At 68.9% G+C, this 22850-nt stretch carries 26 protein-coding genes; 15 read left to right on the top strand and 11 right to left on the bottom strand.

Going from position 1 to position 22850, the window contains the following annotated elements:
- Window positions 1–135 precede the first annotated feature (135 nt).
- Genes DID99_RS19700 through DID99_RS19715 form a run of 4 tightly spaced genes read left to right on the top strand, consistent with a single transcriptional unit; the run spans window position 136 to window position 3650 of the window.
- Window positions 136–744 carry a ribosome-inactivating family protein gene (locus DID99_RS19700; protein WP_124667342.1) on the top strand — a complete coding sequence of 203 codons (609 nt, stop codon included), beginning with the start codon at window positions 136–138 and terminating at the stop codon, window positions 742–744.
- Window positions 745–764: 20 nt separating this feature from the next.
- Complete coding sequence (locus tag DID99_RS19705; RefSeq protein WP_124667343.1) at window positions 765–1406, top strand: hypothetical protein; 642 nt, start codon at window positions 765–767, stop codon at window positions 1404–1406.
- A 59-nt stretch (window positions 1407–1465) separates the two neighbouring features.
- Window positions 1466–2584: a hypothetical protein gene (locus DID99_RS19710; protein WP_124667344.1), complete on the top strand. Its 1119-nt coding sequence runs from the start codon at window positions 1466–1468 to the stop codon at window positions 2582–2584.
- A gap of 1 nt (window position 2585) precedes the next feature.
- Window positions 2586–3650, top strand: coding sequence for a hypothetical protein (locus DID99_RS19715; protein WP_124667345.1), 1065 nt, complete (start codon window positions 2586–2588; stop codon window positions 3648–3650).
- Between the two features lie 101 nt (window positions 3651–3751).
- Here the strand turns inward: DID99_RS19715 and DID99_RS19720 are convergent, their stop codons facing one another.
- Window positions 3752–4435: a response regulator transcription factor gene (locus DID99_RS19720; RefSeq protein WP_124522389.1), complete on the bottom strand. Its 684-nt coding sequence runs from the start codon at window positions 4433–4435 to the stop codon at window positions 3752–3754.
- A gap of 283 nt (window positions 4436–4718) precedes the next feature.
- Between DID99_RS19720 and DID99_RS19725 the strand changes: the two genes are divergently transcribed.
- From DID99_RS19725 to DID99_RS19760, 8 genes are all read left to right on the top strand, one after another.
- Window positions 4719–5411, top strand: a complete 693-nt coding sequence (locus DID99_RS19725) for a DUF2589 domain-containing protein (RefSeq protein ID WP_124485342.1) — start codon at window positions 4719–4721, stop codon at window positions 5409–5411.
- A 441-nt stretch (window positions 5412–5852) separates the two neighbouring features.
- Window positions 5853–6449: a DUF2589 domain-containing protein gene (locus DID99_RS19730; protein ID WP_124667378.1), complete on the top strand. Its 597-nt coding sequence runs from the start codon at window positions 5853–5855 to the stop codon at window positions 6447–6449.
- Window positions 6433–6879 (top strand): lysozyme, encoded by a 447-nt coding sequence (locus tag DID99_RS19735; protein ID WP_124667346.1) that lies wholly within the window; start codon window positions 6433–6435, stop codon window positions 6877–6879. The genes DID99_RS19730 and DID99_RS19735 overlap by 17 nt, the downstream gene beginning before the upstream one ends.
- Window positions 6880–7045: 166 nt before the next feature.
- Window positions 7046–8188 (top strand): poly(3-hydroxybutyrate) depolymerase, encoded by a 1143-nt coding sequence (locus tag DID99_RS19740; protein ID WP_124667347.1) that lies wholly within the window; start codon window positions 7046–7048, stop codon window positions 8186–8188.
- Window positions 8189–8243: 55 nt separating this feature from the next.
- Window positions 8244–8786: a hypothetical protein gene (locus DID99_RS19745; RefSeq protein ID WP_044848968.1), complete on the top strand. Its 543-nt coding sequence runs from the start codon at window positions 8244–8246 to the stop codon at window positions 8784–8786.
- A complete protein-coding gene (locus DID99_RS19750; protein WP_124667348.1) occupies window positions 8783–9403 on the top strand; it encodes a hypothetical protein in 621 nt (206 codons plus the stop codon). The genes DID99_RS19745 and DID99_RS19750 overlap by 4 nt, the downstream gene beginning before the upstream one ends.
- 111 nt (window positions 9404–9514) lie before the next feature.
- On the top strand, window positions 9515–10132 hold the full coding sequence (locus tag DID99_RS19755; RefSeq protein ID WP_044848966.1) for a hypothetical protein: 618 nt from the start codon (window positions 9515–9517) through the stop codon (window positions 10130–10132).
- 70 nt (window positions 10133–10202) lie between these two features.
- Window positions 10203–10820 carry a hypothetical protein gene (locus DID99_RS19760; protein ID WP_044848965.1) on the top strand — a complete coding sequence of 206 codons (618 nt, stop codon included), beginning with the start codon at window positions 10203–10205 and terminating at the stop codon, window positions 10818–10820.
- A 67-nt stretch (window positions 10821–10887) separates the two neighbouring features.
- Here DID99_RS19760 and DID99_RS19765 read toward each other — a convergent pair whose 3' ends face one another.
- A complete protein-coding gene (locus DID99_RS19765) occupies window positions 10888–11775 on the bottom strand; it encodes a DMT family transporter (protein ID WP_124667349.1) in 888 nt (295 codons plus the stop codon).
- Window positions 11776–11901: 126 nt separating this feature from the next.
- On the opposite strand from DID99_RS19765, the gene DID99_RS19770 reads away from it, so the two are divergent.
- Entirely contained in the window at window positions 11902–13380 is a 1479-nt protein-coding gene (locus tag DID99_RS19770; RefSeq protein WP_124667350.1) for a PLP-dependent aminotransferase family protein, read from the top strand.
- A 15-nt stretch (window positions 13381–13395) separates the two neighbouring features.
- Here DID99_RS19770 and DID99_RS19775 read toward each other — a convergent pair whose 3' ends face one another.
- Window positions 13396–14304, bottom strand: a complete 909-nt coding sequence (locus DID99_RS19775; RefSeq protein WP_124522463.1) for a LysR family transcriptional regulator — start codon at window positions 14302–14304, stop codon at window positions 13396–13398.
- Between the two features lie 177 nt (window positions 14305–14481).
- Here DID99_RS19775 and DID99_RS19780 point away from each other — a divergent pair, with 177 nt between their 5' ends.
- Complete coding sequence (locus DID99_RS19780; protein WP_124667351.1) at window positions 14482–15348, top strand: NmrA family NAD(P)-binding protein; 867 nt, start codon at window positions 14482–14484, stop codon at window positions 15346–15348.
- A gap of 52 nt (window positions 15349–15400) precedes the next feature.
- Here DID99_RS19780 and DID99_RS19785 read toward each other — a convergent pair whose 3' ends face one another.
- Both DID99_RS19785 and DID99_RS19790 read right to left on the bottom strand, forming a co-directional pair.
- Window positions 15401–16834 (bottom strand): nicotinate phosphoribosyltransferase, encoded by a 1434-nt coding sequence (locus DID99_RS19785; RefSeq protein WP_124667352.1) that lies wholly within the window; start codon window positions 16832–16834, stop codon window positions 15401–15403.
- A gap of 74 nt (window positions 16835–16908) precedes the next feature.
- The gene (locus DID99_RS19790) at window positions 16909–17949 is read right to left on the bottom strand and encodes a bifunctional nicotinamide-nucleotide adenylyltransferase/Nudix hydroxylase (protein ID WP_124522403.1); all 1041 of its coding nucleotides are present in this window, start codon (window positions 17947–17949) and stop codon (window positions 16909–16911) included.
- Between the two features lie 184 nt (window positions 17950–18133).
- Between DID99_RS19790 and DID99_RS19795 the strand changes: the two genes are divergently transcribed.
- Window positions 18134–18586 carry a type II toxin-antitoxin system RatA family toxin gene (locus tag DID99_RS19795; protein ID WP_124667353.1) on the top strand — a complete coding sequence of 151 codons (453 nt, stop codon included), beginning with the start codon at window positions 18134–18136 and terminating at the stop codon, window positions 18584–18586.
- Between the two features lie 18 nt (window positions 18587–18604).
- Here DID99_RS19795 and DID99_RS19800 read toward each other — a convergent pair whose 3' ends face one another.
- The 6 genes from DID99_RS19800 to DID99_RS19820 all read right to left on the bottom strand — a co-directional run bounded on the left by DID99_RS19800 (window position 18605) and on the right by DID99_RS19820 (window position 22820).
- Complete coding sequence (locus DID99_RS19800; RefSeq protein WP_124667354.1) at window positions 18605–19201, bottom strand: DJ-1/PfpI family protein; 597 nt, start codon at window positions 19199–19201, stop codon at window positions 18605–18607.
- Between the two features lie 103 nt (window positions 19202–19304).
- Window positions 19305–19682 carry an adenosylmethionine decarboxylase gene (gene speD / locus DID99_RS19805; RefSeq protein WP_124667355.1) on the bottom strand — a complete coding sequence of 126 codons (378 nt, stop codon included), beginning with the start codon at window positions 19680–19682 and terminating at the stop codon, window positions 19305–19307.
- Window positions 19679–19825, bottom strand: coding sequence for a hypothetical protein (locus DID99_RS37335; RefSeq protein ID WP_170296473.1), 147 nt, complete (start codon window positions 19823–19825; stop codon window positions 19679–19681). The genes speD and DID99_RS37335 overlap by 4 nt, the downstream gene beginning before the upstream one ends.
- Window positions 19825–21345, bottom strand: a complete 1521-nt coding sequence (locus tag DID99_RS19810) for a DUF4178 domain-containing protein (protein WP_124667356.1) — start codon at window positions 21343–21345, stop codon at window positions 19825–19827. Before DID99_RS19810 ends, DID99_RS37335 begins: the two co-directional genes overlap by 1 nt.
- A 9-nt stretch (window positions 21346–21354) precedes the next feature.
- Window positions 21355–22407, bottom strand: coding sequence for an SPFH domain-containing protein (locus DID99_RS19815; protein WP_124667357.1), 1053 nt, complete (start codon window positions 22405–22407; stop codon window positions 21355–21357).
- A 26-nt stretch (window positions 22408–22433) separates the two neighbouring features.
- Window positions 22434–22820, bottom strand: coding sequence for a DUF350 domain-containing protein (locus tag DID99_RS19820; protein WP_014898735.1), 387 nt, complete (start codon window positions 22818–22820; stop codon window positions 22434–22436).
- Between the last annotated feature and the right edge of the window lie 30 nt (window positions 22821–22850).

Raw genomic sequence — 22850 nt, forward strand, 5'->3', positions numbered from 1 at the left:
CCCGGCCAATGACTTCTGCCGCATTGTTCGCCCGCCGCGCGCCGCGCACAGTGGCCGCACGGCAGCGCATTCGCTTCGACCCGCGCGCCGTCTCGACGGCCGAGCAACGCCGGGTTATCTGCAGGAGCGAACATCGTGCAACTTCGACTCACCACCGGCCGTGACTACCAGGACGACCTCACGGCGCTGCGCGACGCGATCCGCCAGAACGGCACGCGCGCGACGCGGCAAGCCGTCGACGTCGTGATCGGCGACGACACCGGCGCGCCGCGCGTGTCGCTGTTGTTGAACCTCGCGTGGCAAGCCGCGAAGAACGGCCCCGCCGTCGACGCGTCGCTATACACGCTCGGCTTCATCAGCCAGGGCGGCACCTTCGTATTCGACATCCGGCCGTTTCCGGGCGGCACGCCGGCCGGCGCGGCAGCGCTCGGCGGCGACGGTTCGTACGGCTGGCTCGGCTACGCGACCGATCCATTGCCGACGATCAATCCGAGCAACCTCCATCAGGCCGTGTGGACGCTGTCGAAACTCAAGCCGGCGGACGCATCGAAGCCCGCACCGTTCAAGCCCGATCTCACACGGCTCGTGATCGCGTTGTCCGAGGCGCTGCGCTTCGCGCGCACCGAGCATGCGATCGCCGGCCTGCTCGACGGCACGCTCGCGACCTACGCGCCGAACGACGATCGCACGGCCTGCTTCAACAACTGGGCGGCGAAGGGTTTCCCGCTCGGCGAGCCGGCCTGATGCCGGCGAAGGAGCCACTCATGTCTGGACTCGACTTCAACGCGTCGCTGCGCTGGGAAACGTTCGTACTGGGCCTGATCGCGAATGCCGGCGATACGCCACGCGCGGGCAAGCAGCAGACCGGCTGCGCACTGCCGATGTACGTGATTCCGTTCGCGCGGCTCGACGCGCCGCCCGAGCTGCGGGCGCTGATGTCCGAAATCGCCACGTCCGCGCGCGTCGTCGATCGCGGCACGCCCGGACGCCACATCGGCGGCGACGTGCTCGGCGCGATGCGGCAGATCCACCAGAACGTGCCGCGCTACCTGCCGACCCTCATCTACGGCACGGCGACGGACCCGTTCGACGGGCTCACCGAGCGCGCGAAGCTGTACGAACGCTATGCGGCCACGTTCAAGGCGAATTCGAACGGTCGCGGCGGCGGCGCGCAAACGACCGGCTACGTCGAATACACGGCCGGCACGAATGCGCTGTTCCGCGGCGGCAATCGCGCGCGCATCGCGTTCGACTACGTGTTCGGCCGCCTGTACTTCTCGCCGATCCATTACGAAGCCTGGGTGCCCGGCACGCTCGATCCGGGGCCCGGACAGACCGTCGCCAAGGTCATCGACGGGCCGTACGCGAACCCGTGGTTCTGGATCACCGACATCACGTCCGTTTGAAGCCGCGGCGGTGCGGCCTGAAGCGCCGCGCCGCCATCATCAAGGAAGAGGAAGCCATCATGAAACAGCCAGTCCGAATCGTTTCCGTGCGCTATTCATGCGACTGCAAACCCCTGCGTGCGCCCGACGAAGCGCTCGATGCGTATGCAGCCCGCGTGCAGGGGGTCTTGTTCAATCACCTGAACGGTGCGCTGTCGAGCGCGTTCGAAGCCGTGCGGCGCGACGCGAAAGACGACGATGCACGCCGCGTCACGTTCGTGACCGCGCCCGAGTTCTACTGGAACGTGCCGTGGGACGCGCTGAACGACGTCGACGAACTCCATGCGATCGTCGACTTGCAGCTCGATCCCGTGCGGCGCGCGATCGGCGCGGTCGCCGATCGCTTTCCGGTGGATCAGTACGGGCCGATCGTGTTCCTGCCCGGTACCGTCGCGATGCTCGTCAAGCACGAGACGGCGGCCGACGTGCCCGATGACGGCGCGTTCGTCGGGCCGTACGTGTCGCTGAATTTCACGTTCGCGACGACCAATTTCCTGCCGCCGCTCGCGCGCGGCGAAGGGGGCGATGGTGACGGCGACGACGACGGAACGCGCCGCGCGGCGATCTGGCCGAAGCGGCATACGTCGTGGATCGACTACGGCGACTCGGTCGATGCGCTCGAGACGCCGCTCGCCCACACGTTCCAGCTCGGCGACGGCACGCTGGTCGAGGTGCTGAAGACGAGCGACGTGTCGCCGCAAAGCGCGACGGCCGACGCGCCGCCGTCGTCGCCGTATCAGGGCCCGCGCCTGTCGGACAGCTTCGACAATCGGCTCGGCGAAGCGCCGCCGTTCGGCATCGACATCTGCCTCGACTTCCTCGAATGGCGCGAGTATCCCGGCAACGACGTCAAGCCGCCGCATCTCGACGACGGCGCGCTCGTGCTCGACTTCGTGCTGTCGTACGGCGTGAATCCGACCGATGACGCGTTCGACGTGCCCGACTCGCTGCAATACATCGCGCACAACGACGGCCGCCGCCACAAGGAAGTCGTCGTGTTCGCGGTCGACCGCACGCAGACGCACTGGCAGCGGGTCGCCGAAGCGCCGTGCGTGCGCCACCTGTCGAGCGCGGAACGCGAACGCGTCGCAATCCACGCGTTCGACGTGGACGTGCCGGACGCGGACGGCGCACCGTGACATGGGCGCCCCGCGATTCGGGCGATGGCGCGCGCGGCCGGCGCTGCAGGAGCCGCCACGCGCGCCGGACGATCTCGCCGCGCAGCTGTGCGACGAATGCGAGGCGATGGCGCGCTACGCGCTCCATCACGGGCTGCCGATCGAGCCCGAACTCGTCGCGCGGCTCGCGGCGCTGATCGCGGCCGCCGCTTCGTCCAACCCGGCGGCCAACCCGGCGCCGGGCGCGTCGACCACCACCCCGCTGGCGCCCGCGCAGCAGCACGCGCTCGCGGCGATCCACCGCAAGCTCGCGACGCTCGTCGCGCCCGCGACGCCGCAGGCCGTCACGCTGCTCGACATGCACCGGCGCCAGGCGCACCCGTTCGCGTGGCTCGGCCCGGTGCCGCTGATCCGGCTGCTGACCGGGTCGGCGCTCGGTTTCCTGCTCGCGGTCGTGCTGACGAGCCTGTCGCCGCATGTGTCGGGCGAGAACATCGAGCGCGGCTTCCTGCAATCCAACGGCGTGCAGCTGCTGTGGAACACCACCTTCCTGCTGTGCTGCGCGGGGCTCGGCGCGTCGTTCGCGACGCTGTTCCAGGCGCACCACTACGTCGCCGCCTCGACCTACGATCCGAAATACGACGCATCGTATGGCGCGCGGCTGATTCTCGGCGTGATCGCCGGCCTGATCATCGTCCAGATGCTGCCGGCCCAGTTGTTCGCGCAGGGCAGCATGCACAACTTCGGGCGGCCGGCGCTCGCGATGCTCGGCGGCTTCTCGGCGACGGCCGTGCATCGCGTGCTGCAAAGGCTCGTCGAGACGCTCGAGACGCTGGTGCAGGGCGACCGCTCGACCGACGTCGGCGCGGCGCTCGCCGCGAATCGCGCGCGCGCCGCCAGCGAACGCGCGCAGTGGCAGGGCGAACTGGCGGCCAACCTGCTCGATCTGCAGCAATCGCTCGACGGCGCGGCATCCGCCGAGGCCGTCCGCGCGCGCCTCGCCGAATTCACGCGCGCGATGCTCGCGGCCCACCCCGCGCCGTCGGCCGCGGACGATCCGCTTCCGCCCGACGCGCCCCGGCAGTAGCGCGACACGGCGTGGGCGCACCGTTGCCGCCGCCGCGCGAAACCCGCCTTCGCCCGCGGCACGCTCGCGTGCCGGCCCGATCGGTGCGCTCGTCGCGCGCATCAGCCGGGCGAATGGCACGCCGGCGCGAACGTGAAACCGGCCGGCTCGGACGGCACGTGGCGCGCGAGCCACAACGCCGCCTCCGTCCGGTTGCTCACGCCGATCTGGCGGAACAACGCGTACAGATGGTTCTTGATCGTGCCCTCCGCGACATTCAGTACACGGCAGATCTGCTTGTTCGACTTGCCTTCGGCCAGCAGCCGCAGCACCTCGCGCTGGCGCGGCGTGAGGCGCTCGAATGCGCGATCGTCGCCGGCCGGCACGCCGCCCGGGGGCGCCTGCGTCGCGCCGCCGTCGTTCGGCGGCACGTAGATCGCGCCGGCCGCGACGCGGCCGAGCGCATCCGCGAATTCGTCCGCGCTCGCGTGCCGGTCGATGATGCCGGCCGCCCCCGCCAGCAGCGCATCGGCAATCGTGCGGCGGCACACGGCGGCCACCACGCACAGCCACGGCGCGCCGGCGAACGTCTCGTTCAGTACGCTCGGCCAGCTCGGCCGCGCGGCGTGCTCGCCGCATTCGATCGTGATCGCCTCGACCGTCCCGGGCAGCAACGCGTCGCGCAAGCGCAAGACGTCCTCGGGACGGCGGGCCGACCACACATGCCAGTCGACATCGCGTTTACACAGTACGTCCGCCACGCCCGCGACGAATAACGGCGGGCTATCGATCATCAGAACGTTCATTGCGCGGTTTCCTCGAAATCGGGATGCTCGGTTTAGGATTTTTTGCTTCCCTACCCGGCGTTTTTTTTACCGCTGTTTTACGCACCGCGCACTAGGCCCGTCGCTCCGTGACGAATGGCCTAATTCGTCCACGCCGCGCCCCGCCGCGCGTACCGATGCCCGCCGCGCGCCGGCCCGGGCCGCCGGACGTGACGGACGTCATATTTGGTAAACGTCTTCAATTTCCTAATGTGAATAACGACAGCGAATTTCCGTTGTCTTCAACACGAAGAGGAGTTTATTCATGGACGCGAATTTCATTGGCTCGGTGATTAACGCTTTACCCATGGACCAAATGATCGCCGGCCCGTTAAAGGCGATGATCAGCGCGCAGACGCAGGCCGCAAAGAGCTACGCGGATTTCCTGATGCAGGTCTGCATCCAGGGAGGCAAGGCCGTGGCCGTCCAGTTCGACTACGACGAGACGCTGGTGGACGAAAGCGGCGTGTCGAAAGGCGTCGTGCAGAAGACGATGCGCATCCCGCTGCTCGCGGCGATCGTCCATCCGATCATCGCGATCGAGGAAGGCACGATCGACTTCGAGATGGAGATCACGCAGTCGGAGAAGTCGTCGTCGTCGACCGAAGCCGGCGGCGAATTCCAGGCGAAGTTCGGCTGGGGGCCGATCAGCGTCAGCGTGTCCGGGCGCGTGTCGCACAAGGCGGAGCAGACGCGCAGCACCGACACGCGCGCGAAATACTCGATCCATACGCAGGTGAAGCGCCAGTCGCCGCCCGAAGCGCTGATGCGCGTGATCGACTTCCTGACCGAGGCCGCGACCAAGCCGGTCGTCACCGAAGGCAACGCGAAGGACGTGAAGCCGCTGCCGGCGACGCCGACCGACGGCAAGCTGGTCGGCGACGCGTCGGGTGCCGGCGGCAAGGCGGCCGCGCCGGCCGGAGCCGATGCGGGCGCCCAGCAGCCGGCGCACGCGTAAGCGCGCGGACCGGCCATGTTCAGGCTCTTCAGACGGTCGCGCCGCGCGGGCGGCGGCGGGCACGACGACGCGGATGCGCGTCCGGGTGGCGGCACTGCCCGGCAGGAACCGGACGGGCCGGTCCCGCCGCCGGCCGGGGCGGTGGCGGGCCGTAGCGGCGCGGTCGCCGGCGCGGGCCCGGACGCGGTCGCCGGCACGGGCGGCGCAGCGCCGGCGGCGGCAGGTGTCGATCCGGCGCGCCACGCGACGCCCGATGCCGCCGGCTGGCCGGCCGGCGCCGCGTCGGGCGTAAATGACGCCCCGGCCGCCGCGGCCGGCGCATCGACCGGCGGCTTGCCGCCCGCTGCGCCTGTGCCACCTGTGCCACCTGTGCCACCTGTGCCACCTGTGCCACCTGTGCCACCCGTGCCACCCGTGCCACCCGTGCCACCCGTGCCACCCGTGCCGCCTACGCCGCCTACCCCACCCGCCCCACCGCCCGGCGCCCCGGCCGACGACGAACGCCCGCCGCCGCGCGGCATCGCGCTCGACGAGATCGCACGCGGGATGCAGCACGCGGCCGCCGCCGCGAACCAGTTGCTCGCGCACCAGTACACCGCCGTGCTCGACCAGTTCTTCGATCTGCGCGACGACGGCCTGCTCGCGCCGCGCGAGGTCACGGTCGCACTCGACGCGGAGCACACGATGCCGGTGCCGCTCGTCGCGCTCGCCACGCCGCGCGGGCTCGCGCTCGACCGGATGATCGTGCACCTGACCGTGCGCGGCGACTTCATCGAGGCGCTGCCGGCCGGCGGCATCTCGGGCAACGACGACCAGTGCGGCCGCTTCTACGTGACGTTCGCGCCGCGCTCGGAGAAGAAGGACGCCGCGCCGGGCAGTGCGCGGCAGCGCGACACCGAGCACATCGACATCGAAATGCAGTTCGCGGCGCTGCCGCCGCCCGAAGCGATCATGCGCGTGATCGACGAATACACGCATCGCCTGGTGCCGCGCGCACGGCCGGGCAGCAAGGAGAACGACGATGGCGAACCAGCCTGAACGCACCGGCGAGCAAGGCATCGCGCTGATCAAGCAGTTCGAGGGGCTGCGGCTCGCACGCTATCTCGACGCGGTCGGCAAGCCGACGATCGGCTACGGGCACCTGATCCTGCCGAACGAGCGCTTCACGCGCCCGCTGACGCCGCCCGAAGCGGAGGCGCTGCTGCGGCATGACCTGCGCGGCGCCGAGCTGAACCTGCGCAAGCTGTTGCGCGTGCCGGTCACGCAGCAGCAGTTCGATGCGCTGATGTCGTTCGTCTTCAACCTCGGCGCCGGACGGCTGCGCTCGTCGACCTTGCTGCGCTACCTGAACGCCGGCGCGAGCGCGCGGGCGGCCGACCAGTTCCTCGTCTGGAACAAGGCCGGTGGTAAGCCGCTCGCTGGCCTCACGAAGCGCCGCCGGGCCGAGCGCGCGCTGTTTCTGTCGTGAGCGCCGTGACGCCGCACCGGCCGAACGTCACGGGTCGTCGTGCGTGTCGTTCGCGCCATTTCGCAGCGCGTCGGCTGCCCGTAAGCTGAAACCGTCGCTGAAGTCTTGCTGCATCCGTACCGTTACAACCCTTGTCATTCACCACTCGTCACGACAGGAGCCCCGCATGAACGTCACCCGCTCGCCCGGCCGCACGACGCTGCCCCGCACCACCGCATCGCACGTAGTGCGCCGCGCGCTGGGCGCCGCTTGCGCCGCCGTCACCGCCACCGTTACCGTTGCCGTTGCCGCCCTGGCTGCGCTCGCGCCGCACGCCGCGCTCGCCGCCCCCGCCGATCCGTTGCCCGCATACGGCGCCGACCTGCAGCGCACGTCGGTGTCGGGGCTGTCGTCCGGCGGCTTCATGGCCGCGCAGTTCGACGTCGCGTTCTCGAGCCGGCTGATCGGCGCGGGCATCGTCGCGGGCGGGCCGTTCTATTGCGCGGGCGCGAACGCGCTGATCCCGCCGGCGGTGGCCGCGACCACGCTGTGCATGCAGCCGATCGGCCCCGCGCCCTCCGCGGCCGACGCATGGCGCGCCGCGCGCACGTTCGCGCAGCGCGACGAGATCGACGATCCGGCCAACCTGCGCGGCCAACGCATCTACGTGTTCAGCGGGGCGAAGGATACGGTGGTGTTCACGCGCGTCGTCGACCAGACCGCGCGCTTCTACACACTCGCGCAGGTTCCGGCCGCGAACCTTCAGTATCGCCAATCGCCGGACGCCGGGCATGCGTTCATCACGAACCGCCCCGAGGACAACGCATGCAGTGCGAACGCGAGCCCGTATATCGACAACTGCGGCTTTCAACAGGCGCACGACATCGTGCGCTGGATCTACGGCACGCCCGACAAGCCGCTCAACGCGCCCGCCGCGCAGGCTGGCGGCAAGCTGCTGGCGTTCGACCAGCGCGCGTTCGATCCGCAGCGCCGCGCGTCGCTCGGCGATACGGGCTACGCGTACGTGCCGGCCGATTGCGAACGCGCGACCTGCGCGGTGCACGTGGTGTTCCACGGCTGCGTGCAGAACGTCGCGACCGTCGGCGAGCGGATGATTCGCGGCGTCGGCTACAACGAGATCGCCGACACGAACCGGCTGATCGTGCTGTATCCGCAGGTCGAGAAATCGGCCGTCAATCCGCTCGGCTGCTGGGATTTCTGGGGCTATACGAGCACCGATCCGCTCCAACCCGGCTTCTACCGCCGCGACGCGCCGCAGATGGCCGCCGTGATGCAGATGGTGCAGCGCCTCGGCGCCGCGCGTCGGTAATCCGCGTAGCGGCTGCCGTCGCGCCGTCATCGCTCCTTCTTCACGAGGAATCGCCATGTTCTCCACGTTCATCGCCCAATGGGAACGCGCGCACGCCGACGCGCTCCAGCTGTTCGGCAAGCTCGCCGCGCAGACGACCGGCACCGGCGGCACGTCCGCCAGCCCCGCGTGGCGCGCGTTCGCGCACACCGCGCTGCTCGCCGGCCATCGCTACACGGATGCATGCCAGGCCGCGACCGACGCATTGTGGCGCGGCCAGCTCGAACGGTTCGGGCTCGGCAGTTCGGCCGCCGCGGTCAAGGAGCTGGCGGCCCTGAACGCGGATCTCGCGACGCGCTTCACGCAGAGCCACCTCCAGCACGCGGGCGCGATGGCCGACGCGGCCGCGCAATACCTCGACGATCTCGGCCGCACGCGCGGCCCGGCCGATGCCGCGATGGCGCTCGGGCGCTTCGCCGGCGACCTGCAGGCGCAGGCGCGTGCGCATGCGCTGCACGTCGCGTCGCTCGCAAACGGCGTCGCGCCCGCGCTCGCGCAATGGGCCGACCGCACGCTGCGCGACGAACGCGGCACGCCGGATGAGGAGCAAGCATCATGAACATCAAGCTCCGCTTCGTGAACCGCTCGAACGACTGCGGCAACAGCGAGGTCGTGCTGTTCCAGCGCGACGTGATCCCCGATCTGGATACGTTCGCGATCGCGTGGAAGGTGATCCGTTATTGCGGACGCGACTGCTTCCATCCGTTCGACTACTCGACCGACATCGACGTCGCGCTCGGCGATGAGCACGGCAACTTCTCGCCGCGCGTCACGGCGCCCGCCGGCGTGCGCTTCGTGATCGACGCGCAGCCGACCGGACGCGGCCGGCTCGTGCCCGACCCGGCCGACGCGCCGGGCGGCGACATCGAAGTCGTCAATCGGCTGCGGCGCGGCGCCGTGAACGTCAACGCGTTCAGCGCGGGCCGCCTGATCGCGGTGAAGGAAGCGGTCGCGCCCGGGCAGAAGGCGGTGTTCCGCTTCACGCCGACGCTGTGGATCGGCGTGGCGTCGCAGATACAGGAAAGCCGCGCACTGCACGCGGCAGTGATGTCGAGCGCGAACACGATGCTGCCGCTGGCGGGCGTAGCCGCGGCCGACATCGTGATGACGGGCGGCGGCACCGGCACCGACGCGCAGCCGTTCGCGTTCGCGCTCGAACACATCGTGCGCGCGTAGTGCCGCCCGACACGGCTTGAACCGGCTTGACGGCACGGCTTCGCGGCCGGGCCGGCGGGAAAGGTGTGCGGCAGACCGACTGCCGTTTTTTCAAACTCAAGGAGCAACGACGTGGATATCCAACTGAACCTGATCAACCGCTCGAACGACGCCAACAACTCGAGCGTCGTGATTTTCCAGAAGAACGTGGCGACCGACTTCGACGAACTCGCGATCGCGTGGAAGGTGATCCGCAATTGCGGCCAGGGCGACAACCATCCGTTCAAGTTCCCGATGACGATGAGCGTGAGCGCGAGCGACAGCTGGGGCAACTACATGCCGCAGCAGGTCGCGGCGAACGGCCAGGTGTTCCAGGTCGTGCGCTCCAGCTCGGGCGACGTGCTGCAGCTCGGCGGCGACCCGGGCGCGAGCTCCGAGGTGCAGGTGCGCAACGACCTGCCGGCCGGCGCGATCAACGCGACGATCTACAAGGACGGCAACGCGCTCGCGCGCAAGACCTCCGTCGCGCCGGGCCAGAAGGCGGTGTTCCAGTTCAAGCCGACGATCTGGATCGGTGTCGCGTCGCAGATCGAACAGGGCGCGCTGATGAATTCCGCGGTGATCTCCGACATCAACACGGAACTGTCGCTGCTCGGCATCGCGAGCGCCGACATCGTGATGACCGGCGGCGGCCCCGGCCCGCGCTCGACGCCGTTCACGTTCCGGCTGGAAAACGTGGTGATGGCGTAACGGTCCGTGCGCCGGCGATGCACGGCCGGCGCCCGTTCAATCAGTTATCCGAATCGAATCAAGGTGACTCATGGACATCAATCTCAACTTCGTCAACCTGTCGAACGACGTCAACAACAGCCAGATCGTGATCTTCCAGAAGAACGTGTCGACGGACTTCGACGAGCTCGCGATCGCGTGGAAGGTCATCACCAACTGCGGGCGCGGCGACAACCATCCGTTCGTGTTCCCGTTGTTGACGACCGTCTCCGCGAGCGATGCCGACGGCAACTACATGCCGCAAAAGCGCGCGGACAACGGACAGGTCTTCAACGTGTCGCGCTCGACGTCGGGCAACGTGCTCGCGCTCGCCGGCCCCGCCCCGACGTCGCGCGAGATCCAGCTGCGCAACGACCTGAGCCAGGGAGCGATCACCGCGTCGGTCTTCAAGGACAACCGGCTGCTCGCGCACAAGACGGGGATCGTGCCGGGCCAGAAGGCCGTGTTCGAGTTCAAGCCGACGCTGTGGATCGGCACCGCGTCGCAGATCGAACAGGGCGCGGTGATGAATTCGGCCGTGCTGTCCGACATCAACACCGAACTGTCGCTGCTCGGCATCAAGAGCGCCGACATCGTGATGACGGGCGGCGGCGGCGGCACGACCGCGACCGCGTACCAGTTCCGGCTCGCGAACGTGGTGATGGGGTAAACGGCGCACGCGCGACGGCGCACGGGCGGCACCCGTCACGTCGTCGCGCGACCGCTCCTTGCGTGAATCAGCCCGCGCGCCGCACCGGCGCCATCTTCGAGAAATACTTCGCACCGGCCACGCAGCCGACGACCACGACCGTCACGACGAGCATCGACGGCGGCACCGTCTCGTGCAGCAGCCCGGCCGCGAGCAGGAGACCGAAGAACGGCTGCAGCAGCTGCAACTGGCCGACGCCCGCGATCCCGCCGAGCGCGAGGCCGCGATACCAGAACACGAAGCCGATCAGCATGCTGAACAGCGACACGTATGCGAGCCCCCACAGCGCGGCGGCGTCGACGCCGTCGAACGTCGCGGGCCACGTGAACCACGTGAGCGGCAGCATCACCGGCAGCGACAGCACGAGCGCCCACGAGATCACCTGCCAGCCGCCGAGCTGGCGCGACAGTCGCGCGCCTTCCGCATAGCCGAGCCCGCACGCGACGATCGCGGCCAGCATCAACGCATCGCCCGCCACCGACGCCTGGCCGCCGTTGCGCAGCGCGAACGCGGCCACCGCGCCGCTGCCGACCAGCGAGAAGACCCAGAACGGCAGCCGCGGCCGTTCGCCGCCGCGCCAGACGCCGAACAGCGCGGTCGCGAGCGGCAGCAGCCCGACGAACACGATCGCATGCGCGGACGTCACGTGCTTGAGCGCGAGCGCGGTCAGCAGCGGAAAACCGACCACGACCCCGAGCGCAACGACGATGAGCGACGCGGTCTCGACACGCGTCGGCCGCTTCTGCTTCAGCGCGACGAGCAGGATCAGGCCGAGCACGCCGGCGATCGTCGCGCGCGCGAACGTGAGGAACAGCGGGTCGAGCCCCTGCACCGCGATGCGCGTCGCGGGCAGCGAGCCACTGAAGATGATCACGCCCAGCAGGCCGCTGAGCCATCCGTCGGTCGTCTTTTGCACGGGAAATCCTGGTCGGAACAAGGTGGATGACCGATGATCCGCCGCCCGCGAAAAGCGCGTAAGCTACAGCCCAATACAATTCGGACAAACTGTACTGGACAACCGGCCGTACAGTTCCCTCCCGCCATGAGCCTTTCCGTGCAAGCCCCTGCTCCGCCCGCGCCGTCGCGCACGCGCGTGGAAACCGTGATGGACACGCTGCGCGCGCGGATCGCGAGCCGCGCGCTGATGCCCGGCGCGCGCGTGCCGTCGATCCGGATGATGGCCGACGCGCTCCACGTGTCGAAATCGACCGTCGTCGATGCGTACGAGCGGCTCGCGAGCGAAGGCGTGCTCGTCGCACGGCGCGGCTCCGGCTTCTACGTGTCGGGCCACGCGCCGCCGCTCGCGCTCGCCGAACTCGGCCCGCGCCTCGATCGCGAACTCGATCCGCTGTGGCTGTCGCGCCAGGCGCTCGAGGCGGCGCCCGGCTCGGTGAAGCCCGGTTGCGGCTGGCTGCCGTCGTCGTGGCTGCCGGACGAGAGCCTGCGACGTGCGCTGCGTGCGGTGTCGCGCGACGAACCCGACGCGCTGACCGACTACGCGACACCGCTCGGGCTGCCCGCGTTGCGCCAGCAACTCGCGTGGCGGCTCGCGCAGCACGGCGTCCATGCGGAGCCCGCGCAGATCATGCTGACCGACGGCGGCACGCACGCGCTCGATCTCGTGTGCCGGCTGCTGCTGGAGCCGGGCGACACCGTCGTGCTCGACGATCCTTGCTACTTCAACTTCCAGGCGCTGCTGCGCGCGCATCGCGCACGGATCGTCAGCGTGCCGTACACGCCGAACGGCCCCGATCTCGCGCGCTTCGAGCAGGTGCTCGCCGAACACCGCCCGCGCCTGTACATCACGAACGCGGCGCTGCACAACCCGACCGGCGCGACGCTCGCGCCGCCGGTCGCGCACCGGTTGCTCACGCTCGCGGCCGAGCACGGCCTGCTGATCGTCGAGGACGACATCTTCGCGGATTTCGAAAGCACGCCCGCGCCGCGCCTCGCGGCATTCGACGGGCTCTCGCGCGTCGTGTCGATCGGCAGCTTCTCGAAGACGCTGTCGGCCGCGATCCGCTGCGGCTACATCGCCGCGCGCCCCGAATGGATCGACGCGCTCGTCGACCTGAAGCTCGCGACGTCGTTCGGCAATGCGCAGATCGGCGCGAACGTCGTGCACCGGCTGCTGGTCGACGGCACCTACCGGCGCCATCTCGACGGCCTGCGTATGCAGTTGGCCGATGCGATGGGCGAAACGATCCGGCGGCTCGCGCGCGCCGGGCTCGGGATCTGGACGGAACCGCGCGGCGGGTTGTTCGTGTGGGCCGAACTGCCCGACGGGCTCGATGCCGCGCGCGTCGCGCGCCATGCGCTCGACCACGACGTGGTGCTCGCGCCGGGCAACGTGTTCAGCGCGTCGCACGGCGCGGCGTCGTTCATGCGCTTCAACGTGTCGCGCTGCAAGGGGCCGGCGGTGTTCGATGCGCTCGGGCGGGCGATGGAGGCGGCGCGGATGTCGGAGCACGCGGTCGCGCAACCGGATACGAACGGGCGCGCGCTCGCCGGCGAACGTTGACGGCGGGCGAGTGCGCTATTTGCCGGTCGCCACGATTTCCGCGACGAAATCGACGAATGCCCGCACCTTCGCGGGCGGCAGGTGACGCGACGGATAGTAGGCAAACAGCGGAAATGCCTCGCCGCGCCAATCCGCGAGCAGCTCGACGAGCCGCCCCTGCTCGATCAAGCCCGCTACCCCGCTCGCCTTGAAGCGTGCGATGCCCACACCGGCCAGACATGCACCGAGCATCGTGCCGGCGTCGTTGACGAGCAGCCTGCCCGTCGTCCTGACCGGCACGCGCTTGCGGCCAAGCTGATAGATCCATTCGAGCGGCTGGCCGGTCAGCGTGTTGCGCATCTGGATGCACGCATGGCCCGCGAGATCGGCCGGCGCCGCAGGACGCCCGTGCCGTTTCACGTAGGCGGGCGCGGCGACCGTCACCGCGCGCGTCTCCAGCAGTTTGCGCGCCACCAGCGACGACGACGGCGGCTCGCCGAACCGCACCGCAACGTCGAATCCGTCGGCTACCAGATCGCCGAGCTGCTCGCGCGCGGCCAGTTCCAGCGACAGATCGGGATGGCGTGCAAGCAACGCCGGAAGGTGCGGCGCCAGCACCCGCCGCGAGAAATACGCGTCGACGTTCACGCGCAATCTGCCGCGCACGGCGGCGGCCGAGCCGGCGGCCAGCGTCACCGCATCGCCGATGCCGGCGAGCAGCGGACCGATCTCTTCGTACAGGCGGCGCCCTTCGTCCGTCAGCGTGACCGAGCGCGTCGTGCGATCGAGCAGCCGCACGCCGACGCGCGCCTCGAGCCGGCCCACGGCCCGGCTGACGCCGGACGGCGACAAGCCGAGTGCGTCAGCCGCGCGCGCGAAGCTGCCGCTTTCGACGATCGCGGCCAGCACGCCCACGTTCGCCAGAATCCGCCCGTCGATCCCCAGGATTTCATTCATGACAAACAATCACCAATCAAGTGACATGGATTCGATTCCATCAGGAATCGTCGCCTCCTATCATGCAACCCGATGCATCGCGACGGCAAGCCCGAACGCGGCATGCAGTTCCGGCGCCCGCATCTTTCGGCGCGCCCGCTCCCTTCTCGATGAGGATTTCAAGCCATGTATGCCATTACCGGTATCACCGGACAGGTCGGCGGCGCGCTCGCCCGAACGCTGCTCGCGGCCGGCCGGCCCGTGCGCGCCGTCGCGCGCACCGCGGATCGCGCTGCGCCGTGGGTCGCGCGCGGCTGCGATGTTGCACTTGCCGAGATGACCGACACCGCCGCGCTGACGACGGCCTTCTCGAACACGGATGGCGTCTTCGTCCTGCTGCCGCCATGCTTCGATCCGGCGCCGGGATTCCCCGAAACGCGCGCCGTCATCGATGCCGTCGGTGCGGCATTGCGCGCCGCTCGGCCACGCAAGGTCGTCTGTCTGTCGACGATCGGCGCGCAGGCGACGCAGGTGAATCTGCTGACGCAACTGACGATGATCGAACAGGCGTTCGACGACTTGCCGATACCCGTCACGTTCCTGCGCCCCGCGTGGTTCCTCGAAAATGCCGCGTGGGACGTAGCAACCGCACGCGAAGCCGGCGTCATCTACAGCTTTCTCCAGCCGCTCGACAAGCCGGTGCCGATGGTCGCAACCGAAGATGTCGGCCGGACGGCGGCCGCGCTGCTACAGGACGAATGGACCGGCGCACGCATCGTCGAACTCGAAGGGCCCCGGCGGGTCAGCCCGAACGACCTCGCGAACGCGTTCACCCGCGTGTTCGGGCACCCGGTGCGCGCCGAAGCCGTGCCGCGCAGCACGTGGGCGGCGCTGTTCGATGCGCAGCGGATGCGCCACCCCGAGCCGCGCATGCGCATGCTCGACGGCTTCAACGAGGGCTGGATCGACTTCGAGTCGGCGCGCGCGGATGTCGTTCGAGGAGAAATCGACGCGGACGCCGTGCTGCACGCCCTCGTCGCCCGCGTCGCCTGAGCGCGACCGGGGCGGCGGCTGACGTTGCCACGCCGCCGCCCCGGTGGCTTGATCACGCCTCCCCTGCGTGCGCCCTCGCCCGCACCTCGGCGAACGTCGTATCGACCAGCATTTTCCCGGTATCGAACACCGTTTCGAGCGCGTCATCCCACTCGCCTTCCAGCGCGCGATCGTCCCACGCGACCGGCAGCGTCACCGTCCGGTATTCTCCCGTGCGCCGATTGCGCAGCAACGTGAGCCGGCCCTGCTTCGAGCGCTTGCCCGGATCGGTAACCGGATCCTTGCTCACGCCGTGCCACACGTCGCCGCGCCGGATCGCCGAGCACTTCATCGCGAAGCGCTGCGTGTCGCGATTCACCTGCTGCAGCAGCGCGCCGCCCATCCCGAACACGACGTTGCCGGCCGCATAACCCGCGTCGTCGAGTGCGGACAGGATCGCGTCGATCGACAGCTCGTCGACGCCGTCGCCCTGGATCACGCGCACGCGGTTCAGCACGCGCCGCCCCTTGCCGTTTACGGTCGAGCCGAACGAAGCGTCGAGCGCGCGCACGGTCTGCAGCACGATCTTCACCGGGTCGCCCGAATCGGGACGCACGACGAGCGTCGCGCCCGAATCGATCACCGCCTGGCGCAGCGGGCCGCCCCACAGTTCAAGCGCGGCGAACAGATCATAGGAGTCCGACACGACCGACACGATCGCGCCGGGCAAACCGAAGCGAGCGATCATGTTCCGGTACGCATCGGCTTCGTGCTCACGCCCCCACGACGTGATCGTGCTGTGCTCGGCCGCGGGCACCGAGTACGCGGCCATCGGCTCGCGATAGAAGCGGTTCGCGGCCAGCACGCCGAGCACCGTGTCCGAACCCATGAAGCTCACGAGGTGCGCCGCGCCGCCGATCGCGGCCGACTCCGCGCTCGATACGCCGCGCGCGCCGAAGTCGTGCAGCTTGAACGGCAGCTGCGCGAGATCGTCGTCGGTCTTCTCGAGAAAGCGGCGGATCGTCTGCCGCAGGTGCCAGCTGCGCGTCGCGACCGTCACCGGGTACCACACGCGCAGCAGCATCGTCTCCAGATACGACGCGAGCCAGAACACCTTCGGGTCGTCGCATTCGACGGTCATCAGCACGTTGTGCACGGGCACGATCGAACCTTCGGGCACCGCGCGGATCCTCACGGGCAGGTAGCCGTCGTAGTGCTCGACGACATGACGCCAGGCGTCCTCGTTGAACGGCTCGCCGTGCACCGCGAAGAAATCGCGCGCGTCGTCGATCATTGCGTGCGTGACCGGCCGGCACAGATAGTCCTTCAGCAACATCTGCAGGCCGAAGAACAGCGTGCGGTCATAGCGGCCGCCGCGCGACTCGACGTACGAGAACATCGCCTGCGCGTCGGGCGGGTATTGCAGGAAGTGGGAAGCCTTGTACGAATCCGTGTTGAGGATCGGATTGGCGAGAACCGCGGCAAAGCCGCCGGGATCGTTTTGCATGGCTAGAGCTCCTCTAGGCCGTTGAAGTGCCGCCGCGTCTGTCGCGGCGGACCGGAATCCGGGGAATCAGCGTGTCACAGCTTCCCCAGGAAGTGATACGCGATCTCGAAGTGATCCTCGAACATCACGTTGCGCATCTGCGCGAATTCGTTGAGCGGCACCCAGCGCGCCTTGTCGGCGTCGTCGCTGCCCTTCACGCGCGGCAACTCGCCGGTCGGGAAGTTGAACAGGCACGCGTGCGTGATCGTGCGGCCGCGCAGCGAGCGGGTCGGATGATCGAATACCTGGCGATCCTTGATCGAGCCGCGCAGCACGGGCTCCGGCAGCTTCAGGCCGGTCTCCTCGCGCAGTTCGCGGATGCAGGCCGCGTCGAGCCGTTCGTCCTGGTTCACGAACCCGCCCGGCAGCGCCCACAGGCCGCGGCCCGGTTCGCTGCGCCGGCGCACGAGCAGGAGATGGCCCGAGTGCACGACCACCGCGTCGACCGTCACGAACGTGACCGGATACGGTGCGGCCGACCACGCCTTGCGATAGCCGGCGATGAATTCGGCCTCGGCTTTCAGCTGCGCGAATGCCGGCTGCGTGCGAAAGCGTTCGAGCCAGCCGAACACCGGTTCCGGCACGGCCCATTGCACGAAGCTGTTGGTGCGTTCGGCGAAATACTGATCGCGGATTTCGGTGGCGGAGATGTCTTCGGTCGCATCGACGTCGACGAGCTCCCATTGCGGGAACATCCGCAGGTAATACGACGTGGCGTCCTTCTCGTGGCCGATCAGCCCGACCCTGCGCTGCGCGACGTCGCCAAGCGAGGCGGCCACGGCATCCTGCACCCAGCGCACCCAGTCGCCGTCGTTGTACGTCGAATCCTGCACGGGCGCGACCGTCACGCGCTCGCGCTCGGACGGCTCGAGCAGCGAAGCCAGCATCTGGCGGCGCTCGTCGAACGAGAACGGATCCTTGATGGTGCGGGGCTTGTCGGTCGATCCGATCAGCACGCATACGCGCTCGGCCCGGCTCAGTGCGGACTTCAGCACGTTCAGGTGACCACGATGCGGAGGCTGGAAACGACCAATGAAAACGAGCGCGTCAAAGCGCCGGTTCTGTTGCGTACTCATGAGGCTCCCTCAAGAGATTGAAACGCTTCGGGTCTTTCCCGAAGGCATGGAATCGATCGTAGGGGAATTCCCGGAGAAGGTCAATCGAGCGCGCGCTCGACTTGACGAAGTCTGAAGAATTGCGCGGCTTTGGCGGGTTACACTCGATTTCATCCCGATTACAGCGTTGCGCTTGCTACCCATCATGAGGATCTCAGTCAGCCGGATCGTCGGCGTCGATCGCAGACGCCTCTTCACGTGGTCGCAGGACTACGCGCGGCGGCTCGTGTGGGACAGCTTCCTTACCGACGCGTATCTGCCCGACGGGATGACGGCCGACGTCGGCGTCGATGCGTTCTGCCGCAGCCAGTCGGGCGCGACGATGGTGTCGCGCTACATCTCGTACCGTCCGCCGCAGGTCGCGGCCGTCGAAATGGTCGACGGGCCGAAGGTGCTCGAACGCTTCAGCGGCAGCTGGAATTTCACCGAGCACACACCGGGCACGACCGAAGTGAAGTTCACGTATCACTTCCGTGCGCAGCCGTACTGGCTGCGCTGGCTGCTCGAACCGCTGATCGGCGCGTTCTATCTCGTGCACACGCGCCGGCGTCTCGACTCGTTCAAGCGTTGGGCCGAAGCCGAAGCGCTGCCGCGCTGACGCGCGACGCCGCACGCATCAGAGGAACGGCGAAATGTTCGCGATCGCGCGCGCGACGTAATCGTCCTTCTCGCCCACCGGCGCGACATAGTGAATCGCACTGCGCGCGGCCTCGATGCCGGCCAGACGCGCGATGAACCACGCGGCCAGATACTGCGACGACAGGCACCCGCCGGCGGTCGCGACGTTCCCGCTGGCCACGAACGGCTGGTCGAGCACGGCCACGCCGGCTTCCTGCACCCACGGCTTCGTGGTCAGGTCGGTACACGCGGGGACATCGCCGAGCCAGCCCAGCTTCGCCAGCACGAGCGTGCCCGAGCACTGCGCGCCGAGCAACTGCCGCGCGGGGTCGAACTGCAATTGCGCCATCAACGCGGCATCGGCGACGACGTCGCGGGTCCGCACGCCGCTGCCCACCAGCACGGCGTCCGCGTCGCGGGCGTCCTGCAGCGACGCTTGCGCGTCGATCGTCACGCCGTTCATCGAGCGCACGCGGCCGGTCGGGCTCGCGATCGACACCCGCCAGCCCGGCTGCCTGACCCGGTTGAGAATCCCGAGCGCGATCAGCGAATCGAGTTCGTTGAAACCGTCGAAGGTCAGGATGGCGATGTGCATGGGGACCTCTGCGTGGGGACGTCGTACCGCACGATCATAAGCGGTTCGCGAAATCGGTGCAGCGCGTCGTCGCATGCGCGACCACCGCTGTCGCCCCGGTCGCTCATGCGACGCCGCGCGCCGCCTGCTGCCGGACCTGCGCGTGCGTGCCGAGCGCGGCGGCGATCGCATCGACCGCCTCGGCGGCGCGCGCGGCGCCGCACATGAACGCATCGACGGCCGCGAAGCCGTGCTCCGGCCACGTATGAATCGTGATGTGCGACTCCGCGAGCAGCACGACACCCGTCACCCCATGCTCACCGCCGAAGTGATGGAAATGCGCGCCGATCACGCGTGCGCCGGCCTGCTGCGCGGCGTCGGTGAGTATCGTCTCGAGCCGCGCGGCGTCGCGCAGCAGTGCCGCGTCGATGCCGGCGAGATCGGCCAGCACGTGCGAGCCGAGCGTCGCTCGCGGTGCGGCGATACCGTCTCGCGCCGTCATTTGTGCGACCCGTACGACGAATAGCCGCTGCGCGCCGACGAACTACCCCACCCGCTGCCGCCCGAACCGCTGCCGCCGAGCGACGCGCAGCTGAACAGCGTGACGACGATCAGCCCGTAAAGTCCGTAGAGGATGTAACGCATTACGAGTTGCCCCCGTCGGACGCGAAGCCCTTCCACAGCCATTCCGGCAGCCACAGCACGAGCAGGCCGATCAGCACGTAGACGGAGCGGCCGCTGAACGAGAACAGCGAACCCAGGTTGAAGATCACGAGCATCGCGCTGAACACGATCGGCAGCGGTGCGAAGCTATGCGGCTGCTTCGCGCCGAACAGGCCCGTCGACGTCCCGGCGGAACCCGTTGCGGACGCAACCGCTGCCGTCGCGAGCGCCGGCGTCGCGAAGCGTTCGGCCAGTGCGCCGGCCGACAACGGCCGCGCACGCGACCAGACGATTTCCGCGGCGCTGCGCTCGCGCGTGAGCTTGTCCTTCTGCCAGCCGTAGTCGGCGATCGACGTGCGGTCGCCGATCTGCACGCGCCAGTTGAACGCGCCGACCACGTACACGACTTCCGAGTCGTACGTCTCGCGCAGTCGATAGGTCTTGCCCTCGTCGGTGACGTCGGACTCGCCGCCGATCGTCGGCCAGTGGTCGAGTACCTGCACGCGTTCCCAGCGCCCTTCGCTCTGCACGAGCCACAGGAAGCCGCGCTTCGGGTTCAGCAGCAGGTATTCGTCCCACGTCTCGTCGTCGCCCGGCACGCGGCAACGCATCATGCCGATCACCGTGTACTTCACGCCGTCGAACGTGCCGGTCGCACCGAGCTCAAGCGCGCCCTTCACCGCATCGAGCTTGCGCTGCGCGGCGAACACGGTCTGCTGCTCGGCCGTGCACTGCACGCCCGCGTGGCAGCTGCCGCACACGACGTAGTCGGCGAGGTTCGGTGCATACGACAGCGGCGCGCCGCAGCTCGGGCACGCGAACGGCACCATCTGCGCGCCCCGTTTCTCCCGCGTGTCGTTGTCGGTATCGCGCAGCCCCGTGAATGCGAGCGCGTCGAATTCCATCGCTTCGCCGCTGTAGACGGCCGGGCTCCCGCCGTTCGCGTCGGCGTCGGAATAGTCGTAAGTCGCGAATGCATTGCCGGTGCGCAGGTCGACGACGCGCGCTTCCCAGCCCGCATCGATGCGGAACGGCAACTCGCCGTCGCCGCCCGTGCAGCGCGCGGTACGCACGTCGGACACGAGATACGCGCGGCCGCCGTGGTCGATCCGCATGCCCGGTTCGAGCGTGCCGAACGCGGGCCACGCGCCGCCCGACGCATCGTCGGGCTCGCGCACCGTGACCGCATACTGGCCCGACGCATCCGACAGCCAGCCGAACGCGCCGTCGTCGAACACGACGTACCACTCGCTCCACGTGCCGGCGTCGTAGGTCATCTGGATGCGGCCGAGCACCGTGAACGTGCGCTTGCCGTAGCGCCCGGCCGTGCCGATCTGGATCGGCGACGCGTCGTCGAGCACCGTGGCCAGCTCGCCGATGCGCTCGACGTCGGCGCCGCGCTTGAGCAGCGTGCTGCGACAGAACGCGCAGACGGCCATCACCGCCGCCGCCGAGCGAAACTCGACCGGCGCGCCGCACTGGGGGCACGAAGTACTGAACATGCGCGACGCTTACCGGGTGAGCTTCGCGAGGATGTCCGCCTTCGCGCGCGCATAGTCCTCTTCGGTGACGAGGCCCTTGTCGAGCAGCGCCTTCAGCTGTTCGAGGCGTTGCACGTAATCGGTCCCTTCAGCCGGTGCGGCCGGCTGCGTGGCGGCAACCGGTGCCGCGACGGGCGCGGGCGGTGCGGCCGGCGCCGGTTGCGCGGCGCCCGCGATCTGGCCGGCCATCGCCTGCCCGATCGCCGCGCCGGCCGCGAGCCCCGCGCCGACACCCGCGATGCCGCCCGGGTTCTGCGCGGCCAGCGGAATCGCCTGCGCCGTCTGGTATTGCGTCGCGCGGGCGAGATCGCCGGCCATCCCCGCGCCGATCCGCAGGTCGAGCGCCTTCTGCAGCTCGGCCGGCAGCGACACGCTTTCGACCGCGAATGCATCGAGCGCGAGGCCGTAGCGCGTGAACACCGGCACCAGCGCCTCGGCGACGCGTTGCGACAGCAGCGTCTGGTTCGCGGCCATGTCGACGAACGGCACGTCGGCGGAACCGAACGTCGTGCTCATCGCGGTGACGACCAGGTTGCGCAGCTGCTGCTCGAGATCGTCGACCGTGTACTGCGCGCGCGTGCCGCTCACCTCGCGGTGGAACGCGGCCGCATCGACGATCCGGTACGAGTAGATGCCGAACGCGCGCAGCTGCACGAAGCCGAATTCGCGATCGCGGATCGTCACCGGCTGCGCGGTGCCCCAGCGCCGGCCGAGCTGCAGCCGCGTGCTGAAGAAGTAGACATCGGATTTGAAAGGAGACTGAAAGAACTTGTCCCAGTTCTTCAGGTACGTGAGCACCGGCAGCGTGCGCGTTTCCAGCTTGTACAGCCCGGGCTGGAACACGTCGGCGACCTTGCCTTCGTTGACGAAGATCGCGACCTGCGTTTCGCGCACGGTCAGCTGGCCGCCGTACTGGATCTCCTGGTCTTCCATCGGATAGCGCCAGGCCAGCACGCCGTCGGTGTCTTCCGTCCATTGCAGGACGTCGATGAACTGCTTGCGGATAAACGAACCCAGACTCATGTCGGTCTCCCAGGACGCGTGGCGTGTCAGGTCAGGCAGGCGGCATTGATGATGCCGACGACGAGCGACGCGGTGCCCATCAGGCCACCCATCGCGACGTTGCGATCCTCGATCGCATGGTTCATGCCGGGAATCAGGCGGGTCAGCACCGCGTAGGTGACGAGCTGCACGGCCATCGCGCCGACGGCCCACAGCACGACTTCGCCGAGCGTCGAGTTGTGCGCGATGCTGGACGCGAGCGTCAGGCAGAAGCCGACCAGCGCGCCGCCGAACGACAGCGTCGCGGCCGCGTTGCCGTCGCGGATCAAGGCCAGTTCGTCGAACGGGGTGACCTTCAGGTACACTGCCGCGAACACGAAAAGCAGCACGAACGCCGACAGCAAATGAACCGCATAAAGATAGGCACTATTCATTCTTTTCCTCGGATTTTGTGCTCGGTTCGC

The organism is Burkholderia sp. Bp8986, assembly GCF_003854225.1.
Classification (GTDB): Bacteria; Pseudomonadota; Gammaproteobacteria; order Burkholderiales; family Burkholderiaceae; genus Burkholderia.

Bases quoted from the DNA above. Each gene is read 5' to 3' on its own strand.
- DID99_RS19760 (WP_044848965.1), top strand. From the start codon at position 10,203: ATGGACATCAATCTCAACTTCGTCAACCTGTCGAACGACGTCAACAAC.
- DID99_RS19715 (WP_124667345.1), top strand. From the start codon at position 2,586: ATGGGCGCCCCGCGATTCGGGCGATGGCGCGCGCGGCCGGCGCTGCAG.
- DID99_RS19810 (WP_124667356.1), bottom strand. From the start codon at position 21,345: ATGTTCAGTACTTCGTGCCCCCAGTGCGGCGCGCCGGTCGAGTTTCGC.
- DID99_RS19735 (WP_124667346.1), top strand. From the start codon at position 6,433: ATGGCGAACCAGCCTGAACGCACCGGCGAGCAAGGCATCGCGCTGATC.
- DID99_RS19720 (WP_124522389.1), bottom strand. From the start codon at position 4,435: ATGAACGTTCTGATGATCGATAGCCCGCCGTTATTCGTCGCGGGCGTG.
- DID99_RS19750 (WP_124667348.1), top strand. From the start codon at position 8,783: ATGAACATCAAGCTCCGCTTCGTGAACCGCTCGAACGACTGCGGCAAC.
- DID99_RS19800 (WP_124667354.1), bottom strand. From the start codon at position 19,201: ATGCACATCGCCATCCTGACCTTCGACGGTTTCAACGAACTCGATTCG.
- DID99_RS19785 (WP_124667352.1), bottom strand. From the start codon at position 16,834: ATGCAAAACGATCCCGGCGGCTTTGCCGCGGTTCTCGCCAATCCGATC.
- DID99_RS19780 (WP_124667351.1), top strand. From the start codon at position 14,482: ATGTATGCCATTACCGGTATCACCGGACAGGTCGGCGGCGCGCTCGCC.
- DID99_RS19820 (WP_014898735.1), bottom strand. From the start codon at position 22,820: ATGAATAGTGCCTATCTTTATGCGGTTCATTTGCTGTCGGCGTTCGTG.
- DID99_RS19790 (WP_124522403.1), bottom strand. From the start codon at position 17,949: ATGAGTACGCAACAGAACCGGCGCTTTGACGCGCTCGTTTTCATTGGT.
- DID99_RS19815 (WP_124667357.1), bottom strand. From the start codon at position 22,407: ATGAGTCTGGGTTCGTTTATCCGCAAGCAGTTCATCGACGTCCTGCAA.
- DID99_RS19705 (WP_124667343.1), top strand. From the start codon at position 765: ATGTCTGGACTCGACTTCAACGCGTCGCTGCGCTGGGAAACGTTCGTA.
- DID99_RS19745 (WP_044848968.1), top strand. From the start codon at position 8,244: ATGTTCTCCACGTTCATCGCCCAATGGGAACGCGCGCACGCCGACGCG.
- DID99_RS19725 (WP_124485342.1), top strand. From the start codon at position 4,719: ATGGACGCGAATTTCATTGGCTCGGTGATTAACGCTTTACCCATGGAC.
- DID99_RS19770 (WP_124667350.1), top strand. From the start codon at position 11,902: ATGAGCCTTTCCGTGCAAGCCCCTGCTCCGCCCGCGCCGTCGCGCACG.
- DID99_RS19740 (WP_124667347.1), top strand. From the start codon at position 7,046: ATGAACGTCACCCGCTCGCCCGGCCGCACGACGCTGCCCCGCACCACC.
- DID99_RS37335 (WP_170296473.1), bottom strand. From the start codon at position 19,825: ATGCGTTACATCCTCTACGGACTTTACGGGCTGATCGTCGTCACGCTG.
- DID99_RS19710 (WP_124667344.1), top strand. From the start codon at position 1,466: ATGAAACAGCCAGTCCGAATCGTTTCCGTGCGCTATTCATGCGACTGC.
- DID99_RS19795 (WP_124667353.1), top strand. From the start codon at position 18,134: ATGAGGATCTCAGTCAGCCGGATCGTCGGCGTCGATCGCAGACGCCTC.
- speD (WP_124667355.1), bottom strand. From the start codon at position 19,682: ATGACGGCGCGAGACGGTATCGCCGCACCGCGAGCGACGCTCGGCTCG.